Origin of the sequence: Mycobacterium sp. 852002-50816_SCH5313054-b, from assembly GCF_001667185.1 — a bacterium.
Lineage (GTDB): Bacteria > Actinomycetota > Actinomycetes > Mycobacteriales > Mycobacteriaceae > Mycobacterium.
This window is the reverse complement of record NZ_LZIC01000141.1, coordinates 14,773-32,001: the sequence shown is the minus strand read 5'-3', so window position 1 is coordinate 32,001 and position 17,229 is coordinate 14,773. Positions and strand designations below refer to the sequence as shown.

Annotated in this window: 16 protein-coding genes; 12 read left to right on the top strand and 4 right to left on the bottom strand. The window is 67.1% G+C overall.

From position 1 onward, the window contains the following. The first annotated feature begins 41 nt into the window (after positions 1-41). From A5787_RS25625 to A5787_RS25590, 8 genes are all read left to right on the top strand, one after another. Positions 42-1,004: a pirin family protein gene (locus tag A5787_RS25625; protein ID WP_066972472.1), complete on the top strand. Its 963-nt coding sequence runs from the start codon at positions 42-44 to the stop codon at positions 1,002-1,004. A gap of 2 nt (positions 1,005-1,006) precedes the next feature. Further along, positions 1,007-1,642: a TetR/AcrR family transcriptional regulator gene (locus A5787_RS25620; RefSeq protein ID WP_066972355.1), complete on the top strand. Its 636-nt coding sequence runs from the start codon at positions 1,007-1,009 to the stop codon at positions 1,640-1,642. An 82-nt stretch (positions 1,643-1,724) separates the two neighbouring features. Next, positions 1,725-2,666, top strand: a complete 942-nt coding sequence (locus A5787_RS25615; RefSeq protein WP_066972352.1) for a class I SAM-dependent methyltransferase — start codon at positions 1,725-1,727, stop codon at positions 2,664-2,666. Between the two features lie 19 nt (positions 2,667-2,685). After that, complete coding sequence (locus A5787_RS25610) at positions 2,686-3,627, top strand: class I SAM-dependent methyltransferase (RefSeq protein ID WP_066972348.1); 942 nt, start codon at positions 2,686-2,688, stop codon at positions 3,625-3,627. Next, on the top strand, positions 3,628-4,554 hold the full coding sequence (locus A5787_RS25605; RefSeq protein ID WP_066972345.1) for an SAM-dependent methyltransferase: 927 nt from the start codon (positions 3,628-3,630) through the stop codon (positions 4,552-4,554). It abuts the gene before it with no gap. A 146-nt stretch (positions 4,555-4,700) separates the two neighbouring features. Then, positions 4,701-6,140, top strand: coding sequence for an aldehyde dehydrogenase family protein (locus A5787_RS25600; RefSeq protein WP_066972342.1), 1,440 nt, complete (start codon positions 4,701-4,703; stop codon positions 6,138-6,140). Between the two features lie 54 nt (positions 6,141-6,194). Next, on the top strand, positions 6,195-7,055 hold the full coding sequence (locus A5787_RS25595) for an SDR family oxidoreductase (protein WP_066972339.1): 861 nt from the start codon (positions 6,195-6,197) through the stop codon (positions 7,053-7,055). A gap of 4 nt (positions 7,056-7,059) precedes the next feature. After that, positions 7,060-8,028 (top strand): NADPH:quinone oxidoreductase family protein, encoded by a 969-nt coding sequence (locus A5787_RS25590; RefSeq protein ID WP_066972336.1) that lies wholly within the window; start codon positions 7,060-7,062, stop codon positions 8,026-8,028. A 1-nt stretch (position 8,029) separates the two neighbouring features. Here the strand turns inward: A5787_RS25590 and A5787_RS25585 are convergent, their stop codons facing one another. The 4 genes from A5787_RS25585 to A5787_RS25570 form a co-directional block, all read right to left on the bottom strand. Continuing rightward, the gene (locus A5787_RS25585) at positions 8,030-9,727 is read right to left on the bottom strand and encodes a PE-PPE domain-containing protein (protein ID WP_066972332.1); all 1,698 of its coding nucleotides are present in this window, start codon (positions 9,725-9,727) and stop codon (positions 8,030-8,032) included. A gap of 171 nt (positions 9,728-9,898) precedes the next feature. After that, positions 9,899-11,554 carry a PE-PPE domain-containing protein gene (locus A5787_RS25580; protein ID WP_066972329.1) on the bottom strand — a complete coding sequence of 552 codons (1,656 nt, stop codon included), beginning with the start codon at positions 11,552-11,554 and terminating at the stop codon, positions 9,899-9,901. A 101-nt stretch (positions 11,555-11,655) separates the two neighbouring features. Continuing rightward, positions 11,656-12,489: a tyrosine-protein phosphatase gene (locus A5787_RS25575; RefSeq protein WP_066972325.1), complete on the bottom strand. Its 834-nt coding sequence runs from the start codon at positions 12,487-12,489 to the stop codon at positions 11,656-11,658. Then, positions 12,482-13,702: an acyl-CoA dehydrogenase family protein gene (locus A5787_RS25570; RefSeq protein WP_066972469.1), complete on the bottom strand. Its 1,221-nt coding sequence runs from the start codon at positions 13,700-13,702 to the stop codon at positions 12,482-12,484. Before A5787_RS25570 ends, A5787_RS25575 begins: the two co-directional genes overlap by 8 nt. A 149-nt stretch (positions 13,703-13,851) precedes the next feature. Between A5787_RS25570 and A5787_RS25565 the strand changes: the two genes are divergently transcribed. From A5787_RS25565 to A5787_RS25550, 4 genes are read left to right on the top strand one after another with little or no spacing between them, the layout of a single operon-like run. After that, the gene (locus A5787_RS25565; protein ID WP_066972467.1) at positions 13,852-14,313 is read left to right on the top strand and encodes a nuclear transport factor 2 family protein; all 462 of its coding nucleotides are present in this window, start codon (positions 13,852-13,854) and stop codon (positions 14,311-14,313) included. Positions 14,314-14,370: 57 nt separating this feature from the next. Beyond that, positions 14,371-15,465, top strand: a complete 1,095-nt coding sequence (locus tag A5787_RS25560; protein ID WP_066972322.1) for a Re/Si-specific NAD(P)(+) transhydrogenase subunit alpha — start codon at positions 14,371-14,373, stop codon at positions 15,463-15,465. A gap of 2 nt (positions 15,466-15,467) precedes the next feature. Further along, on the top strand, positions 15,468-15,806 hold the full coding sequence (locus tag A5787_RS25555; protein ID WP_066972320.1) for an NAD(P) transhydrogenase subunit alpha: 339 nt from the start codon (positions 15,468-15,470) through the stop codon (positions 15,804-15,806). After that, the gene (locus A5787_RS25550) at positions 15,803-17,227 is read left to right on the top strand and encodes an NAD(P)(+) transhydrogenase (Re/Si-specific) subunit beta (RefSeq protein ID WP_066972317.1); all 1,425 of its coding nucleotides are present in this window, start codon (positions 15,803-15,805) and stop codon (positions 17,225-17,227) included. Before A5787_RS25555 ends, A5787_RS25550 begins: the two co-directional genes overlap by 4 nt. The last annotated feature ends 2 nt before the right edge of the window (positions 17,228-17,229 follow it).

Genomic DNA, 17,229 nt, shown 5'->3' with positions numbered 1-17,229 from the left:
AGTCCGGTTATATCGGTCAGCACTTTATGAAGGAGGTAGACATGCCTGCCGTAACCGCAGACACGCTCACGCTGCCGCGCATCGGCGCCGCGGGCCCCGGCGACACCGAACGGCCCGTCCGATCGATCACCACAGGCCCCCGGGGCTACGAGGGCGAGGGGTTTCCGGTGGTCCGTGCATTCGCCGGGGTCGGCGCCGCCGCCCTGGATCCGTTTGTGCACATGGACCAGATGGGCGAGGTCGACTACCAGCCGGGCGAGCCCAGGGGCACCGATTGGCATCCGCACCGCGGCTTCGAAACCGTCACCTACATGATCGACGGCAAATTCGCCCACCAGGATTCCCACGGCGGCGGCGGCCTGATCGCCGATGGCGCGACGCAATGGATGACGGCCGGTTCGGGCATCCTGCACATCGAGACCCCGCCGGTCGAACTGGTGGAAAGCGGTGGGGTCTTCCACGGCATCCAGCTTTGGGTGAATTTGCCGAAGACGGACAAATTCGCGCCGCCCCGGTATCAGGCGATCGAGCGCGGCGACGCGGCGCTGCTCGCCTCGGACGACGGCGGGGCCCTGGTCCGCATCATCGCGGGCGACATCGACGGCCACCGCGGACCGGGCATCACCCACACGCCGATCACGTTGGCGCATGCAACGGTTGCGAACGGCGCTCGGCTCGACATCCCATGGCGGCGCGATTTCAATGCGCTGGTATACGTGCTGTCCGGGACCGGATACGTCGGTCCCGTCTCCCACCCGATTCGCTCAGGGCAATTGGCCGTGCTCGGGCCGGGCGATCGCATTATTGTGGGGGCCCATCGGGAGGCAATTGATGTGCTGCTGCTGGGCGGGCGGCCGATTCGCGAGCCGGTATTCCACTACGGGCCTTTCGTGATGAACAGTCGCGCGGAATTGGTCGAGGCGCTGGAGGACTACCAAGCCGGAAAGTTCGGCACCATTCCGCCAAATGCCTTAATGCCGCACCGTGGCGGTGGCACAATTTAGCAATGTCGGCAACGGCGAGTCGCAAGCCGGGGCGCCCGCCCGCCGCCAAGGCGGACGAGACGCGTCGGCGCATTATTCAGGCCGCTCGTCTGGTGTTCAGCGAACGCGGTTACGACGGCGCGACGTTCCAGGCGATCGCCGCCCAGGCCGACCTGACCCGGCCCGCGATCAACCACTACTTCTCCAGCAAACGGGTGCTGTTTCGCGAGGTACTGGATGAGACCAACAAATTCGTGATCGGGGCCGGCATCAAACAGGCGGAGTGTGAGACCACGCTGATAGGGCGGCTGACGGCGTTCATCTCCGCCGCGGTGCGCGCAAATTCCGAAAATCCCGCCGGATCGGCGTTTCTAATCACCGCCGTGCTGGAATTTCAGCGGCACCCGGAATTGCGGCCAGCCGAGAACGATTCCGTGACGCTCAGTCGCGATTTCCTGATGCGCGTCGTCAACGATGCGATCGAGCGCGGCGAGGTCATCCCCGGCACCGACCCGTCGGCGTTGGTCGAGACGTTGCTCGTCGTGATCTGCGGTGTGGGTCTCTATGCCGGGTACGTTCGCAGCTACCAGGCGATGTTGGGCGTCACCGGCATGCTGCGCCAGCTCTTGGAAGGCGCTCTCTGGCGCCCTGAGACCTGACCCGTCCGGCGCCGTTCAAGCGCAGTGAAGTTGCGCACAAAGCGTATAGGCTAACTAACTTATTCGGTAGCATGGTGTGGCCATGACTGATGTCGATGCCTCATTACCGCCTTCATTACGGACTACCGGGGACAGCTGGGCCATCACCGAACTGGTCGGCGCCACCGCGTTGGGCGTCGCCGCGGCGCGAGCGGCGGAGACGGCCGGGCCGGACCCCCTGATCCGCGACGAGTTCGCCCACACGTTGGTGTCGTCGGCCGGTCCGGCGTGGGCGCGGCTGACCGATCCGGAGCTCGCCTGGCTGGACGGCGACAAGCACGGGCAACGCGCGCATCGCCTCGGCATCGACTACCAGGCCGTGCGCACCCATTTCTTCGACGAGTACTTCGAGAATGCCGCCCGCGCCGGAATTCGCCAGGTCGTGATCTTGGCCGCGGGGCTGGATTCGCGGGCCTACCGGTTGAAGTGGCCGCCGGGCACCGCGGTGTACGAGATCGACCAGCCCAAGGTGCTGGAGTACAAGACCGGAATTCTCGAACAGCGCGGCGCGGCCCCCACCGCTAGCCGGCGCCCCGTTCCGATCGACCTGCGCAACGACTGGCCGGCGGTCCTGGCGGCCGCCGGGTTCGACCGCGCCATGCCGACCGCATGGCTCGCCGAGGGCCTGCTGCCCTACCTGCCCAGCGAGGCCCAGGACCGGTTGTTCGAGTTGGTCACCGCGCTGAGCGCGCCGGGCAGCCGGATCGCCGTCGAGGCGTTCGGGACGAACTCCCGGAGCAACTCCCAGCGCTGGCTGCGAATGCGGGAACGACTCGGCCTCGACGTCAACGTCGAAGCCCTGACCTATCACGAGCCCGACCGCACGGATGCCGTCCAGTGGCTGTCCGACCACGGTTGGCACGTGGAATGTGTCAACAACCGCGAGGAGATGGCCCGGCTGGGCCGCGCGGTGCCCGAGGACCTGTCCGACGAGGCCGTGCGCAGCACATTGCTGCGAGCGCGTCTCGGCCAGCCGAACACCTGATATAGAGGAGCAACCCCCGATGAGCTCACTGCGCACCCACGACGACACCTGGGACATCAAGACCAGCGTCGGCAGCACCGCGGTCATGGTGGCCGCCGCCCGCGCCGTCGAAACCGAGCGACCCGACCCGCTGATCCGTGACCCATACGCCCGGCTGCTGGTCAGCAACGCCGGCGCCGGCGTCTTGTGGGAGGCCATGCTGGATCCCGAGATCGCGGCCAGGGTCGAGGCGCTCGACGAGGATTCCGCGGCCCACCTGCACCACATGCGTGGCTACCAGGCGGTGCGGACGCACTTCTTCGACACTTTCTTCACCGACGCCGTCGCTGCCGGGATCCGCCAGATCGTGATCCTGGCGTCGGGGCTGGATTCCCGCGCCTACCGGCTGGACTGGCCGGCCGGCACCACGGTCTATGAGCTCGACCAGCCCGAGGTGTTGGCCTACAAATCCACCACGTTGGCCGACAACGGCGTGAATCCTTCCGCCGATCGCCGCGAGGTGGCCATCGACCTGCGTCAGGACTGGCCGGCGGCGCTGCGGGCCGCGGGCTTCGACCCGACCCAGCGCACCGCGTGGCTGGCCGAGGGGCTGTTGATGTACCTGCCCGGCGAGGCCCAGGACCGGTTGTTCACCCTGATCGGCGAGCTGAGCCCGGCCGGCAGCCGGGTCTCGGCCGAGACCGCGCCCAACCACGCCGAAGAGCGGCGACAGCAGATGCGGGAACGGTTCAAGAAGGTGGCCGACGAGATCGGCCTGGAGGAGACCGTCGACGTCGGCGAGTTGATGTACCGCGACGACAACCGCGCGGACGTCACCGACTGGCTCAACGAACACGGCTGGCGCGCGACGGCGGAGCACTCGGTCGATGCGATGCGCCGGCTGGGCCGCTACATCGAGAACGTCCCGCTGGCCGACGACAAGGACGCGTTCTCCGACTTCGTCATCGCCGAACGGTTGTAAATGCCGCGCACCGCGGACGATTCCTGGGACATCGCCACCAGCGTCGGCGCGACCGCGGTGATGGTCGCGCTGGCCCGTGCTGCCGAGACGGCCAGCGCCGAGCCGCTGATCTCCGACCGGTTCGCCGGGGTGCTGGTGTCTGCTCCCGAACTCGAGGGGGTTCGGCAGCAGGTCGCCGCCTGGTGGACGCCGGAGTCGGACGATGATTCTGCGGATTTCACCGTCGACTCCCGGCACATGATCAATTACCAGGCGGTGCGCACCCATTTCTTCGATGCGTACTTCGCCGAGGCGGTGGCCGCCGGCGTTCGCCAAGTGGTGATCCTCGCCGCCGGCCTGGATTCGCGCGCCTACCGGCTGGACTGGCCGGTCGGCACCGTCGTTTACGAGATCGATCTGCCCAAGGTGCTGCAGTACAAGGCCGAGACGCTGGCCGCCTACGGGGCCGCCCCGGTCGTCGACCGGCGGCCGGTGGCGGTGGACCTTCGCCACGATTGGCCGCAGGCGCTGCGCGACGCCGGCTTCGATGCCACGAGTCCGACCGCCTGGCTGGCCGAAGGGTTGTTGCCGTTTCTGCCGGCCGCCGCGCAGCAGAGCATGTTCGCCGCGATCGACACGCTGAGCGGATCCGGCAGCCGGGTGGCGGTCGAAATCTTCGGGGTCGACCGGGAGAAGCGCCGCGAGGCGCAGCGGAAGTGGGAGGAATTGCGGGCCAAGCGCGAAGCGCGCGGCCAGGACACCTCGTTCAACCCCTTCGACCTGTGGTTTGACGACGAGGGCCGCCCCGACTGCGCGGACTGGTTCGCCGTGCACGGCTGGGCGACTCGCGCGACCAGTGCGCTCGAGGAGGGGCTGCGGCTCGGCCGCGCGCCACAGTCGGAGGACAGTCCGTTCACGAACAGCTTTGTGACGGCCGCCAAACCCTGACCTGAAATGCCGCCCGCCGGATCGAGTGGATCCGGTCGGGGCGGATCCTTCCTATTGCTCTCCCAACCGGATGGTTAGGATCGCGGTTAACACCGATGAGCGGCCACCCGCATTGCAGCGGGCAACTCTGCTCGGGAAGGACAACGATGACCACCGAATCGGTTGCACCGAAGACATCGGAATCCACGAACGGTACGCCCGCTAAGACCGAGCCGAGGCCGAGCGATATCCCGGCCACGGTGGCTCGGCTTCGCAAGACCTTCGCGACCGGCCGCACCCGCGACATCGAGTGGCGCAGGCGCCAGTTGCTGCAGCTGGCGAAATTGATGGAAGAGAACGAGGCTGCCATCGCCGCAGCTCTTGCCGAGGACCTGGACCGCAGCCCGTTCGAGTCGTTCATCGCCGACGTTGCGACCACCGCCGGGGAGGCGAAGTTCGCCGCCAAGCGGGTGCGCCGGTGGACGCGCCGCAAGTATCAGCTGCTCGAAATGCCGCAGCTACCCGGCCGCGGCTGGATCGAATACGAGCCCTATGGCACCGTGCTGATCATCGGCGCGTGGAATTACCCGTTCTATCTCACGCTGGGTCCGGCGGTCGGCGCGATCGCCGCGGGAAACGCCGTCATTCTCAAACCGTCGGAGATCGCCGCGGCGTCCGCACACTTGATGGCCGAGTTGGTGCCGCGCTATCTCGACAACGACGCGATCGCCGTGGTCGAGGGCGACGGTTCGGTGAGCCAGGAGCTCATCGCGCAGGGCCTGGACCGCGTGTTGTTCACCGGGGGCACCGAGATCGGCCGCAAGGTGTACGAAGGCGCCGCACCCCACCTGACCCCGTGCACGCTGGAGCTCGGCGGCAAGAGCCCGGTGATCGTGGCGGCGGACGCCGACGTGGATGTCGCGGCCAAGCGGATCGCCTGGATGAAACTGCTCAACGCCGGGCAGACTTGCGTCGCACCAGATTACGTGTTGGCGGACGCAAAGATTCGCGACGAGCTGGTCAGCAAGATCGGCGCCGCCATCACGAAGTTCACGTCGGACAAGCCCGACGGAATGCGGATCGTCAACCAGCGCCAGTTCGACCGCATCAGCGGATATCTCTCCGGTGGCGACGGCAAGGTCGTCGTCGGTGGCAAATGCGACCCGTCCAGCCTGCGCATCCAGCCCGCGGTTGTCCTCGACCCCGATCCGGGCGGCCCGCTGATGCAGAACGAGATCTTCGGGCCCGTGCTGCCCGTGATCACCGTCCAATCCCTGGATGACGCAATACGTTTCGTCAACTCGCGGCCCAAGCCGCTGTCCGCCTACCTGTTCACCAAGACGCGCGAAACCCGCGAGCGGGTGATCAAGCAGGTGCCGGCCGGCGGCATGCTGGTCAACCACCTGGCCTTCCAGGTGTCGACGGCCAAGCTGCCGTTCGGCGGCGTCGGCGCATCGGGCATGGGCGCCTACCACGGCCGCTACGGCTTCGAGGAGTTCAGCCACCGCAAGTCGGTGTTGACCAAGCCGACCCGGCCGGACCTGTCGCAGTTCATCTACCCGCCGTACACCGCGCGAGCCTTCAAGATGGCTCGCAGGATGTTCTGACACGACCCCAATTCCCTTATCACCCAAGTCCTTTGAACAGGAGAGAGGAACCTGATGCCTGGAGTGCAGGATCGCGTCATCGTCGTCACCGGAGCCGGTGGGGGATTGGGTCGCGAATACGCCCTTACCCTCGCCCGGGAGGGTGCGAGCGTCGTCGTCAATGACCTCGGCGGGTCCCGCGACGGCACCGGCGCCGGCCACAACATGGCCGACGAGGTGGTCAAGGAGATCAAGGACGCGGGGGGCCGGGCGGCCGCCAACTACGACAGCGTCGCCGACCCCGAGGGCGCCGAGAACATGATCAAGACTGCGCTCGACGAATTCGGCGCCGTGCACGGCGTGGTGAGCAACGCCGGGATCCTACGCGACGGCACCTTCCACAAGATGACGTCCGAGAACTGGGACGCCGTGCTCAAGGTGCACCTCTATGGCGGATACAACGTGGTCCGCGCCGCCTGGCCGCATTTCCGTGAGCAGAGCTACGGCCGCGTGGTCGTCGCCACCTCCACCAGCGGTCTGTTCGGCAACTTCGGGCAGACCAACTACGGGGCGGCCAAGCTCGGCCTGGTCGGCCTGATCAACACGCTGGCGCTGGAGGGGGCCAAGTACAACATCAAGGCCAACGCGGTCGCCCCGATCGCGGCCACCCGGATGACCGAGGACATCCTTCCGAAGGAGGTGCTCGAAAAGCTCACCCCCGAATACGTCGCACCGGTGGTGGCTTACCTGTGCACCGAGGAATGCCCCGACAGCGCATCGGTTTTCGTCGTCGGTGGCGGCAAGGTGCAGCGAGTCGCGCTCTTCGAGAACCAGGGCATCAACTTCGACAAGCCACCGTCAGTGGACGACATCGCCTCGCACTGGACTGAAATCACCGACCTGTCCTCAGCCCAAAAGGCCGGCTTCAAGCTGTAGGACCATGAAAGCCTGTGTGGTGCAAGAGCTGTCCGGTCCGGACGGCATGGTCTTCACCGATATCGAGGACGTCGTCGAGGACGGCAACCACGTCGTCATCGACGTCCGCGCCGCCGGGGTGTGTTTTCCCGACCTGCTGCTGGCCAAGGGCGAGTACCAGCTGAAGCTGCCCCCGCCGTTCGTCCCGGGCATGGAAGCCGCGGGCGTGGTGCGCTCGGCGCCGGAGGGGTCGGGTTATCGGGTGGGCGAGCGGGTTTCGGCGTTCGGCATCCTGGGCGCCTACGCCGAGCAGGTGGCCGTTCCGGTGCCGAACGTGATGCGCAGTCCCGCGGAACTCGATGACGCCGAGGCGGTTTCGCTGCTGGTCAACTACAACACCATGTACTTCGCGCTGGCCCGCCGCGCCGGGATGCGGCCGGGCGACACGGTACTGGTGCTGGGCGCAGCCGGCGGGGTGGGCACGGCGGCGATCCAGGTCGCGCAGGCGATGGGCGCGAAAAAGGTGTTGGCCGTCGTGCACCGCGAGGCCGCCGCGGACTATGTCGCTTCCCTGGGTGCGGACCTGGTGGTGCCACTGGTCGACGGCTGGGCCGACCGGGTGCGTGACTACACCCAGGGCCGCGGTGTCGACATCGTGGTCGACCCCATCGGCGGCCCGGCCTTCGACGACGCGGTTCGCGTGCTGGCGATCGACGGCAAGCTGCTGGTGATCGGCTTCGCCGCCGGCGGCATTCCCACCGTCAAGGTCAACCGGTTGCTGCTGCGCAACGTCAGCGTGGTGGGCGTCGCGTGGGGCGAGTACCTGAACAAGGTTCCGGGCTCGGCCGCCCTGTTCTCCTGGGGGCTGAGCCAATTGGTGTTCCTCGGGCTGAAACCGCCTCCGCCGCAGCGCTATCCGCTGTCGGAGGGCGCGGTTGCGCTGCAGAGCCTGGCCGACGGCGGGGTGCTCGGCAAGGTGGTGTTGGAGCCCTAGATCACTGGGGGCCGGGGTTCGGTACCCCAGTGAAGATCGTTTCGCCCGCGTTCACGAAGTTGATGAGTTCGAAACCGCCTGCGAGGGTGACCAATCCGACATCGGCGGCGATCGGACGGCCGAACGCGTTGATCAGCCCCCCGACCGGATCGCCGTTGATCGCTTGCGTGATGCCGTCGAGGAACAGGTTGACGTCGTACGACGGGAGGGTGACTGCGATGGCGGTCGCAATGTCCGCGGTCGGGAGAAGGGTCCCGTAGGCGGTCGAGAAATCGCCCGTCAACGTGCCGACGATGTTGGTGTTGGCGGACTCGATGGCCTGGATGATGCCCGTGGGCGTGGTCGGAAGCGCCGCGGACGGTGGCAACGTCAGCTGAGCGAAGCCCGATGTGGCGGCTCCGGGAAGGGAGGCCGCCAGGCTCGACAGGTCGTTGCTGAAGGCGCTGACTCCCTGCGCGGTGGCGCCGGGGAAGAGCGACACCAATTCGGTCGTTGCGCTCAGCGGCGGCAGGAATCCGAACGGGGTCTGGATATCGGCCGGGCTGGTCGACCAGCCGAAGTTCGGGTCGCCGTAGCCCCAGTTGACGACGAGCTTCAGGTCCGGCTGGATCAGGTCCGCGAGCGGGTTGCCGATGACCGGGAGTAAACGCAGCGGCGCCAGCAATGGCAGGTTCTCGGTGGGGATCATGTTGTACGTGGTCATGGAGGGGTTCCCGGACTGTCCCAGCGTCAGGGCAGTATCGAGCGTCGCTTGTGTCAGATGCGGGTAGCTTCCATGGATGAACACGATGCCGGCAAGGGCGTTGAGGTCCGAGAAGATATCGATCGGATACCGCGGGAAGTCGGCGAAACCGTCGTATTCCAGCGACCAGATGGTGGTTGGGAAGTCATTGCTGGGCGTGGAGGTGCCGAAGCTGACGCCCAGGCTCGGGAAGCTCAGGCCCGGGAAGCGCGAAAGCAGGCCGCCGTTGGGGTTGGCCGGGTCGCCGAGCAGGGTGAAGAAGGCGTTGGACGAGTGGTAACCCTGGGCGAGGAGGTTCGGCATTTCCATTGAGGCGATGATCGAACTCTGCGAATAGCCCAAAACGGAAACGACTTTTGCGCTGGGTGCGGGGCCGAGCACGCCAGTGATCGCGTTGTTCAGCGACGTGACGCCGCGGGCGAGCGAGATATCGAGCGTCAGGTCTTTGACACCGGTGAAGGGATACAACCCTTCGGCTGTGGTCACGGGGATCGTGAGAGCACTGGTGAAATTCTTCAGGTAGGTGGCGCTGACACTGGCGACGTAGCTCGGTGGAGGATTGGCGGTGCCGCTGCCGGTCATGATCAAAATGGCATCGACAGCTGGGTCGGCCGCCTGCGTTACCGCCGTGAACGGCAGGCCGCTCGCAGCGCCGGTGAGCCCGAGCGTGCCGGCGATCTGCGCTTCGGTTTGCGCATAAGCGTTTCCGGCCGCGGCCAGCGTCGCGCTGAACTGACCGTGGAACGCGGCCGCCTGCTGGAGCAGCGCCTGATATTCCTGGCCGAACGAGCCGAAGAACTGGGCGGTGATCGCCGACACCTCGTCTTCGGCCGCGGCCGCGAGACTGGTCGTGGAGCCGGCGGCGGCCGCCCGGGCGTCGTTGATTGCCGAACCGATCGAGGAAGCATCCTGTGCGGCCGTCGCAAAGATCTCGGGCTGCGCAACTAAGGTCGTCATCGCTTCTTCCCTTCCGAACAGAGGGGCACGCGTGTTGATCCCGCCGACGACGCCAACCCGATGACCAGGCGCGTCGCTGGAACCGGCACGCAGTCAGCTTAGGAGTGATCGGATCTTCTTGTTGCGTTTTGCGCCGTTGTCTTTGGGTCAATCCGCCTGGAACAGGGCGCGTTAGGGAATCAGGCTCTGGATGTCCTTGACGTTGCTCGAAAGGGCCGAAACGAGTGTCAGGAATTCGACGCCGCCCGCTACCGTCCCCAACCCGACGTCGGCGGCGATCGGATAGCCGATCGCGTTGACGAGGTTGCCCTGGCCGAGCTGGCTGAGGAAAAGCTCGGAGTCGTAGAAGGGCAGCTCGGTGGCGAGGGAGTAGCCGATGTCGGCGGTCGGAAGCGCGACCGCGTAGTCGGTCGAGACGATCCTGTTGACAGTGTCGAAGACCTGTTGCGGCGGCGGGAAGTTGGGCAGGGTCGTCGGTCCCGGCGCGCTCGGCAGGGTGAACTGCGGCAGGGCCGGCGGCTGCGACGCGATCTGCTGCATGTCGAGCGAGAAGTCGTGGATTCCCTGCTGGGTGCCGGTGGCCAGCGCGTTAAAGACGGTGCCCGGGTTGGCATCCGGGAACAGACCAAACGTCGTCGGCACGTCCGCGTAGCTCGTCGAGTACCCGAGGGTGGGGTCGGGACCGTAGCCCAAGTTGACCAATACCCTCAGGTCCGGTTGGAGCAGGTCGACCAGGGGCTTGCCGATGACCGGTATGGCACCCAGCGGCTTCAGTAGCGGCAGGTCCGTCGTGGGAATCATGTAGTAGCTGGTGTTGCCGGTGTAACCCGGAGAGGTCGGCAACTGAATGGCGTTATTGACCTGGGTGGGGGTGAGGTCCAGGTACGTGGTGTGCACGAAGACGATGCCCGCGACCGCGTTGAGGTCGGAAAGGACATTGATCGGATACCGCGGGAAGTCGGCGAACCCGTCGTATTCCAGCGTGTAGTTGGCCACGTGGTAGGGCGTGTTCGCGTTCATCGCGGGGTAGAAATCCAGGCCCAGGGCGGGCAGCGACAAGTTCGGGAACCGCGACAGCAGGCCGCCGTTGGGGTTCACCTCGTTGCCGGTCAGCACGAAGTTGAGCATGTTGACGGGGGGCGGGTTCGCACCGAACAGGGACGTGCCGTTGGCGATGTTCTGCATCTCCAGCGAGGAGATGATGGCGCTCTGCGAAATGCCGAAAACGGTGACCGATTGCCCCTGGCCATGGATCGTGTTGTACAGCGTGTTGTCGAGAATCGTCACGCCCTCGGCGACCGACTGATTGAGGGGCAGGCTTTTCACGCCGGTCAGCGGGTACAACTGCTCGGGCGTGTACAGCGCTTCCAGGGTGTTCAGCGAACGGACGTAGAGGTTGTTGGCCCGGGTGACGAACGACTGTGACGGGATGGGCACCCCGGTGCCGCCGATGAATATCGACACCATGTTGGCCGGGAACGGGGGAATCGTGGCCGCTGGCACCGCCGCCGTAGGCGCAGCCGCTCCCAGCCCCAGGGTGCTCGCGATGGCGTTCTCGGTCTCCGCGTACGCGAGTCCGGCGGACGCCAGCGTCTGCTGGAACTGGCTGTGAAACGCCTCGAACTGCGCGACGACGGCCTGATACTCCTTGCCGACCGAGCCGAATACGTCCGCGATGGCCGCCGACACCTCGTCGCCGGCCGCTGCCGCCACGCCCGATGTCGGAGCGGCGGCGGCGGCGGTCGCGGCACTGAATGCCGAACCAATCCCTTCGATCTCCGTCGCGACCGTTGCCAGCGCCAGCGGCTCAGCGATCACATACGACATCGGCCCCACCTTTCCCTGCCAAAGACGGACCCCGTCAGCGTAAGGTGCTCTGGCTATCCTGTCCGGCGTTTGCGTCCCGCGCGCGGCCGACGGCGGTCGCCTCAGCCGAGCAGCGCGCCGCGCATGCGGTCGACGTCGGCCTCGGTGATACCGGCGTCCTTGAGATAGGCGCCCAGCGAACCGAATTCGTCGTCGATCGTTTGGCGGGCGGCGGCGAGGTAATCCGGGCGGACGCCGAGCACCCCGTCGGACAGCCGCGCCTCGGTGAAGGTCACCACCTCAGGGGTGAGCTCGGCGTCGCCGCGCTGCTGGATCATTTCGTAGATATGCGCCCGAAGCTCGGGTACGGCGTCGTTGCTGCGCAAGAAATCGGCGACGATGGCGTCGCGATCGACGCCGACGGCCTCCAGCACCGTCGCGATGACGAAGCCGGTGCGGTCCTTGCCCGCGAAGCAGTGCGTGAGCACCGGGCGCCCGGCGGCCAGCAGCGTGACGACGCGGTGCAGCGCACGTTGCGCCCCGTTGCGCGTCGGGAATTGGCGGTACTCGTCGGTCATGAAGCGCACGGCGGTCTCGTTCACCGACTCCTCGGAGCCGTCGGATTCGCCCCGCAACAGCCGCTGGAACGCCTCTTCGTGCGGCGCGGCCCCGTCGGTCTGCTCATCCTCGGGTTGGTCGGACAAGTCGGGAACCGGCAGCAGGTGGATCTCGACGCCGTCGGGCACCAGCCCCGGGCCACGGCGGGCAACCTCCCGCGACGCGCGCAGGTCGGCGACGTCGGTGATCCCGAGCCTTCGCAGCGTTGCCCGGCCCTCGTCGTCGAGGCGGCTCAGCTCGCCGGACCGGAACAGCCGTCCGGGCCGCAGCGCGGCAACACCGTCGGCGACATCACGAAAGTTCCACGCGCCGGACAGTTCTCGGACGGCTTCAGGCATGCGCGGTGACCGCCGCGGCGAACCCGGATTTCTCCCCGCCGATCTCGGCGCGCGCAATGGTCCGCATGTGCACCTCGTCGGGACCGTCGAAGAGTCGCATGGCCCGGTGCCAGCCGTACGACCGGGCGAGCACCGTGTCCTCGCTGACGCCGGCGGCGCCGTGCACCTGGATCGCGCGGTCGATGACGTCGCACGCCACCTGCGGCGCCACCGCCTTGATCTGCGAGACCAGCAGGTGCGCGGCGCGGTTGCCGTGCTGGTCGATCGTCCACGCCGCCTTCTCGCACAACAGCCTGGCCTGGTCGATTTCGTTGCGGGACTTGGCGATTGCCTCGCGCACCACGCCCTGCTCGGCCAGTGGACGCCCGAACGCCACCCGGTTGTTCGCCCGGTCCACCATGAGGGCCAGCGCGCGTTCGGCGGCGCCGAGCGCGCGCATGCAGTGGTGGATGCGGCCCGGGCCCAGCCGGGCCTGGGCGATCGCGAAGCCGCCGCCCTCCTCGCCGAGCAGGTTGGTGACCGGAACGCGGACGTTGTCGTAGATGATCTCGCAGTGCCCGGGCTGGTCCTGGTAGCCGAAGACGGTGGTCGAGCGGACGACGGTCACGCCGGGGGTGTCGATGGGCACCAAGACCATCGACTGCTGCTGGTGGCTCGCGGCCTCGGGGTTGGTGCGACCCATCACGATGAGGACCTTGCAGCGTGGGTCGGCCGCGCCGGACGTCCACCACTTGCGGCCGTTGATGACGTAGTCGGCGCCGTCGCGCTGGATGGAGGTCTCGATGTTGCGGGCGTCGCTGCTGGCGACCGCCGGCTCGGTCATCGAGAAGGCGCTGCGGATCTCGCCGGCCAGCAGCGGCTCCAGCCACTGCTTGCGCTGCTCCTCGGTGGCGAACAGGTGCAGCGTTTCCATGTTGCCGGTGTCGGGCGCGGCGCAGTTGAGCGCCTCGGGCGCGATCTCGAGGCTCCAGCCGGTCAGTTCGGCCAGCGGCGCGTATTCGAGGTTGGTCAGGCCGGACTCGGCCGGCAGGAACAGGTTCCACAGTCCCTGCTGTTTGGCCTTGCGTTTGAGGTCCTCGATGACCGGCGGAACCGTGTGGTCATTCGGGCCGGCCTCGTGACGGTGTTTGTCGTATGCGGCCTCGGCCGGGAAGACGTTCTCGATCATGAAGTCGGACAGTCGCTTGTGGTAGTCGCTGGCTTTGGCCGACATCGCGAAGTCCATGACCGTCACGATAGGACACGTGGCGTGCCGCGTTGTTGCAGGCCGCCAGCACGCGAGATATTAACGGCTGCGAGCGGCGGCGGCGTGTCGTCGCAGACGTTTATGTGTCGCGATTGCGGCCGAGCACGATGTACGTCATGACCGAATCCCGCCCCCCGTTCCCCCCGTTCACCTCCGAAACGGCGATGCACAAGGTGCAGGCCGCCGAGGACGCCTGGAACACCCGCGATCCCGAACGGGTCAGCCTCGCCTACACGCCCGACTCGCAGTGGCGCAACCGCGGCGAACACGTCGTGGGCCGCGACGAGATCGTCGCGTTCCTGACCCGCAAGTGGGAGCGCGAACTCGACTATTCGCTGCGCAAGAGCCTGTGGGATTTCCACGACAACCGCATCGCCGTGCGGTTCCAGTACGAGTGCCACGATCACGACGGCCAGTGGTACCGCAGCTACGGCAACGAACTGTGGGAATTCAGCCCGTCGGGGTTGATGGCGCGCCGCGAGGCCAGCATCAACGACGTGCCGATCGACGAGTCCGAGCGCCGCTACTTCGGCCCGCGCCCGGCGTCGGAGCACGGGCAAGAGATTCCGCTCTGGTAGCGGACCTATAGGGTGTCTGCGGCAAGCCAAAGACATAAGGAAGTGGATGTAGGCGCCATGACAGATGCGCAGACGACGGTGGGGGTGGTCGCCGAGTCCGGGACCGACGAGCGGCGCGTCGCGTTGGTCCCCAAGGCGGTCGCGTCGCTGGTCGACAGCGGCGTGGCCGTGGTGGTCGAGGCGGGTGCGGGCGAAGGCGCGCTGCTTCCCGACGAGCTCTACACGGAAGCCGGGGCCAACATCGGCGACGCCTGGACCGCCGACGTGGTCGTCAAGGTCGCACCGCCGACGGCCGCCGAGGTCGGCCGCCTGCGCAGCGGGCAGACGCTGATCGGCTTCCTCGCTCCCCGGAACCCCGACAACCTGATCGGCGCGCTCACCGATGCCGGTGTGCAGGCGTTCGCGCTCGAGGCCATCCCGCGGATCTCGCGGGCGCAGGTGATGGACGCGCTGTCGTCGCAGGCCAACGTGGCCGGCTATAAAGCCGTGCTGCTGGCGGCCTCGGAGTCGACCAGGTTCTTCCCCATGCTGACGACGGCGGCGGGCACCGTGAAGCCGGCCTCCGTGCTGGTGCTCGGTGTCGGGGTCGCCGGCCTGCAGGCGCTGGCCACCGCCAAACGGCTGGGCGGACGCACCTCCGGCTACGACGTGCGCCCCGAGGTGGCCGACCAGGTGCGCTCGGTGGGCGCGCAATGGCTGGACGTCGGGATCGATGCGGCCGGCGAGGGCGGGTACGCCCGCGAGCTCACCGACGAGGAGCGCGCCCAGCAGCAGCAGGCGCTGGAAAAGGCGATCAGCGGTTTCGACGTGGTGATCACCACGGCCCTGGTGCCGGGTAAGCCGGCGCCGCGGCTGGTGACCGCCGCCGCCGTGGAGGCGATGAAGCCGGGCAGCGTGGTGGTGGACCTGGCCGGGGAGACGGGCGGCAACTGCGAGCTGACGGAGCCCGGACAGACGGTGGTCAAGCACGACGTGACCATCGCCGCGCCGCTGAACCTGCCGGCGACGATGCCCGAGCACGCGAGCGAGTTGTACAGCAAGAACATCACCGCGCTGCTCGACCTGTTGATCACCGACGGCAAGCTGGCGCCCGACTTCGACGACGAGGTCGTCGCCGCAGCCTGCGTTACCCGGGCGAGGGAGGACTCTTAGACATGTATGACGAGCTGTTGGCCAACCTGGCGATCCTGGTCCTGTCCGGATTCGTCGGGTTCGCGGTGATTTCCAAGGTGCCCAATACCCTGCACACGCCGTTGATGTCGGGCACCAACGCCATCCACGGCATCGTGGTGCTGGGCGCGCTGGTGGTCTTCGGGGAGGTCGAGCACCCGTCGCTCGCCGTGCAGATCATCCTGTTCGTCGCGGTGGTCTTCGGCACGCTGAACGTCATCGGCGGTTTCATCGTCACCGACCGGATGCTGGGCATGTTCAAGGGCAAGAAGAAAGCGTCGGCCGCGAAGGCCGACAAGGCGGAAGCGCCGGCGGCGAAATGAACTACCTCGTCACCGTTCTCTACATCATCTCGTTCGCGCTCTTCATCTACGGCCTGATGGGCCTGACCGGCCCGAAGACGGCGGTGCGAGGCAACCTGATCGCCGCGGTGGGCATGGCCATCGCGGTTACCGCGACCCTGATCAAGATCCGGCACACCGAGTCGTGGGTGCTCATCATCGCCGGCCTCGTCGTGGGCGTCGTGCTCGGCGTGCCGCCGGCCCGGCTGACGAAGATGACCGCCATGCCGCAGCTGGTGGCGTTCTTCAACGGCGTCGGCGGCGGCACGGTCGCGCTGATCGCTCTCGCGGAATTCATTGAGACCAATGGCTTTTCGGCCTTCCAGCATGGCGAGTCGCCGACCGTGCACATCGTGGTGGCGTCGGTGTTCGCCGCGATCATCGGGTCGATCTCGTTCTGGGGGTCGATCATCGCGTTCGGCAAGCTGCAGGAGATCATCTCGGGATCACCGATCGGCTTCGGCAGGGCCCAGCAACCGATCAACCTGCTGCTGCTGGCCGGCGCGGTCACCGCCGCGGTGGTCATCGGCCTGGGCGCGCATCCCGGCACCGGGGGGGTGTCGCTGTGGTGGATGATCGGCCTGCTGGCCGCCGCCGGTGTACTCGGCCTGATGGTGGTGCTGCCCATCGGCGGCGCCGACATGCCGGTGGTCATCTCCCTGCTCAACGCGATGACCGGGCTGTCGGCCGCCGCGGCCGGCCTGGCGCTGAACAACACCGCGATGATCGTGGCGGGCATGATCGTCGGCGCCTCCGGTTCGATCCTGACCAACCTGATGGCCAAGGCGATGAACCGCTCGATCCCGGCGATCGTCGCGGGGGGATTCGGCGGCGGCGGCGTGGCGCCCAGTGGCGACGCCGGCGGCGACAAGCACGTCAAGGCCACCTCGGCCGCCGACGCGGCGATCCAGATGGCCTACGCCAACCAGGTGATCGTGGTTCCGGGGTACGGCCTGGCCGTCGCGCAGGCCCAGCACGCGGTCAAGGACATGGCGTCGCTGCTGGAGGACAAGGGCGTGCCGGTCAAGTACGCCATCCACCCGGTCGCCGGCCGCATGCCCGGTCATATGAACGTCTTGTTGGCCGAGGCCGAGGTCGACTACGACGCCATGAAGGACATGGACGACATCAACGACGAGTTCGGGCGCACCGATGTCGCGATCGTCATCGGCGCCAACGACGTCACCAACCCGGCGGCCCGCAACGAGACGTCCAGCCCGATCTACGGGATGCCAATCCTCAACGTGGACAAGGCGAAATCGGTGATCGTCCTCAAGCGGTCGATGAACTCGGGGTTCGCGGGCATCGACAACCCGCTGTTCTATGCCGACGGCACGACGATGTTATTCGGGGACGCGAAGAAGTCGGTGACCGAGGTCGCCGAGGAACTCAAGGCGCTCTAAGG

What these genes read in the sequence shown, in the direction of transcription:
- A5787_RS25625 (WP_066972472.1), top strand. Translation starts at nt 42, where the DNA reads ATGCCTGCCGTAACCGCAGACACGCTCACGCTGCCGCGCATCGGCGCC.
- A5787_RS25620 (WP_066972355.1), top strand. Translation starts at nt 1,007, where the DNA reads ATGTCGGCAACGGCGAGTCGCAAGCCGGGGCGCCCGCCCGCCGCCAAG.
- A5787_RS25615 (WP_066972352.1), top strand. Translation starts at nt 1,725, where the DNA reads ATGACTGATGTCGATGCCTCATTACCGCCTTCATTACGGACTACCGGG.
- A5787_RS25610 (WP_066972348.1), top strand. Translation starts at nt 2,686, where the DNA reads ATGAGCTCACTGCGCACCCACGACGACACCTGGGACATCAAGACCAGC.
- A5787_RS25605 (WP_066972345.1), top strand. Translation starts at nt 3,628, where the DNA reads ATGCCGCGCACCGCGGACGATTCCTGGGACATCGCCACCAGCGTCGGC.
- A5787_RS25600 (WP_066972342.1), top strand. Translation starts at nt 4,701, where the DNA reads ATGACCACCGAATCGGTTGCACCGAAGACATCGGAATCCACGAACGGT.
- A5787_RS25595 (WP_066972339.1), top strand. Translation starts at nt 6,195, where the DNA reads ATGCCTGGAGTGCAGGATCGCGTCATCGTCGTCACCGGAGCCGGTGGG.
- A5787_RS25590 (WP_066972336.1), top strand. Translation starts at nt 7,060, where the DNA reads ATGAAAGCCTGTGTGGTGCAAGAGCTGTCCGGTCCGGACGGCATGGTC.
- A5787_RS25585 (WP_066972332.1), bottom strand. Translation starts at nt 9,727, where the DNA reads ATGACGACCTTAGTTGCGCAGCCCGAGATCTTTGCGACGGCCGCACAG.
- A5787_RS25580 (WP_066972329.1), bottom strand. Translation starts at nt 11,554, where the DNA reads ATGTCGTATGTGATCGCTGAGCCGCTGGCGCTGGCAACGGTCGCGACG.
- A5787_RS25575 (WP_066972325.1), bottom strand. Translation starts at nt 12,489, where the DNA reads ATGCCTGAAGCCGTCCGAGAACTGTCCGGCGCGTGGAACTTTCGTGAT.
- A5787_RS25570 (WP_066972469.1), bottom strand. Translation starts at nt 13,702, where the DNA reads ATGTCGGCCAAAGCCAGCGACTACCACAAGCGACTGTCCGACTTCATG.
- A5787_RS25565 (WP_066972467.1), top strand. Translation starts at nt 13,852, where the DNA reads ATGACCGAATCCCGCCCCCCGTTCCCCCCGTTCACCTCCGAAACGGCG.
- A5787_RS25560 (WP_066972322.1), top strand. Translation starts at nt 14,371, where the DNA reads ATGACAGATGCGCAGACGACGGTGGGGGTGGTCGCCGAGTCCGGGACC.
- A5787_RS25555 (WP_066972320.1), top strand. Translation starts at nt 15,468, where the DNA reads ATGTATGACGAGCTGTTGGCCAACCTGGCGATCCTGGTCCTGTCCGGA.
- A5787_RS25550 (WP_066972317.1), top strand. Translation starts at nt 15,803, where the DNA reads ATGAACTACCTCGTCACCGTTCTCTACATCATCTCGTTCGCGCTCTTC.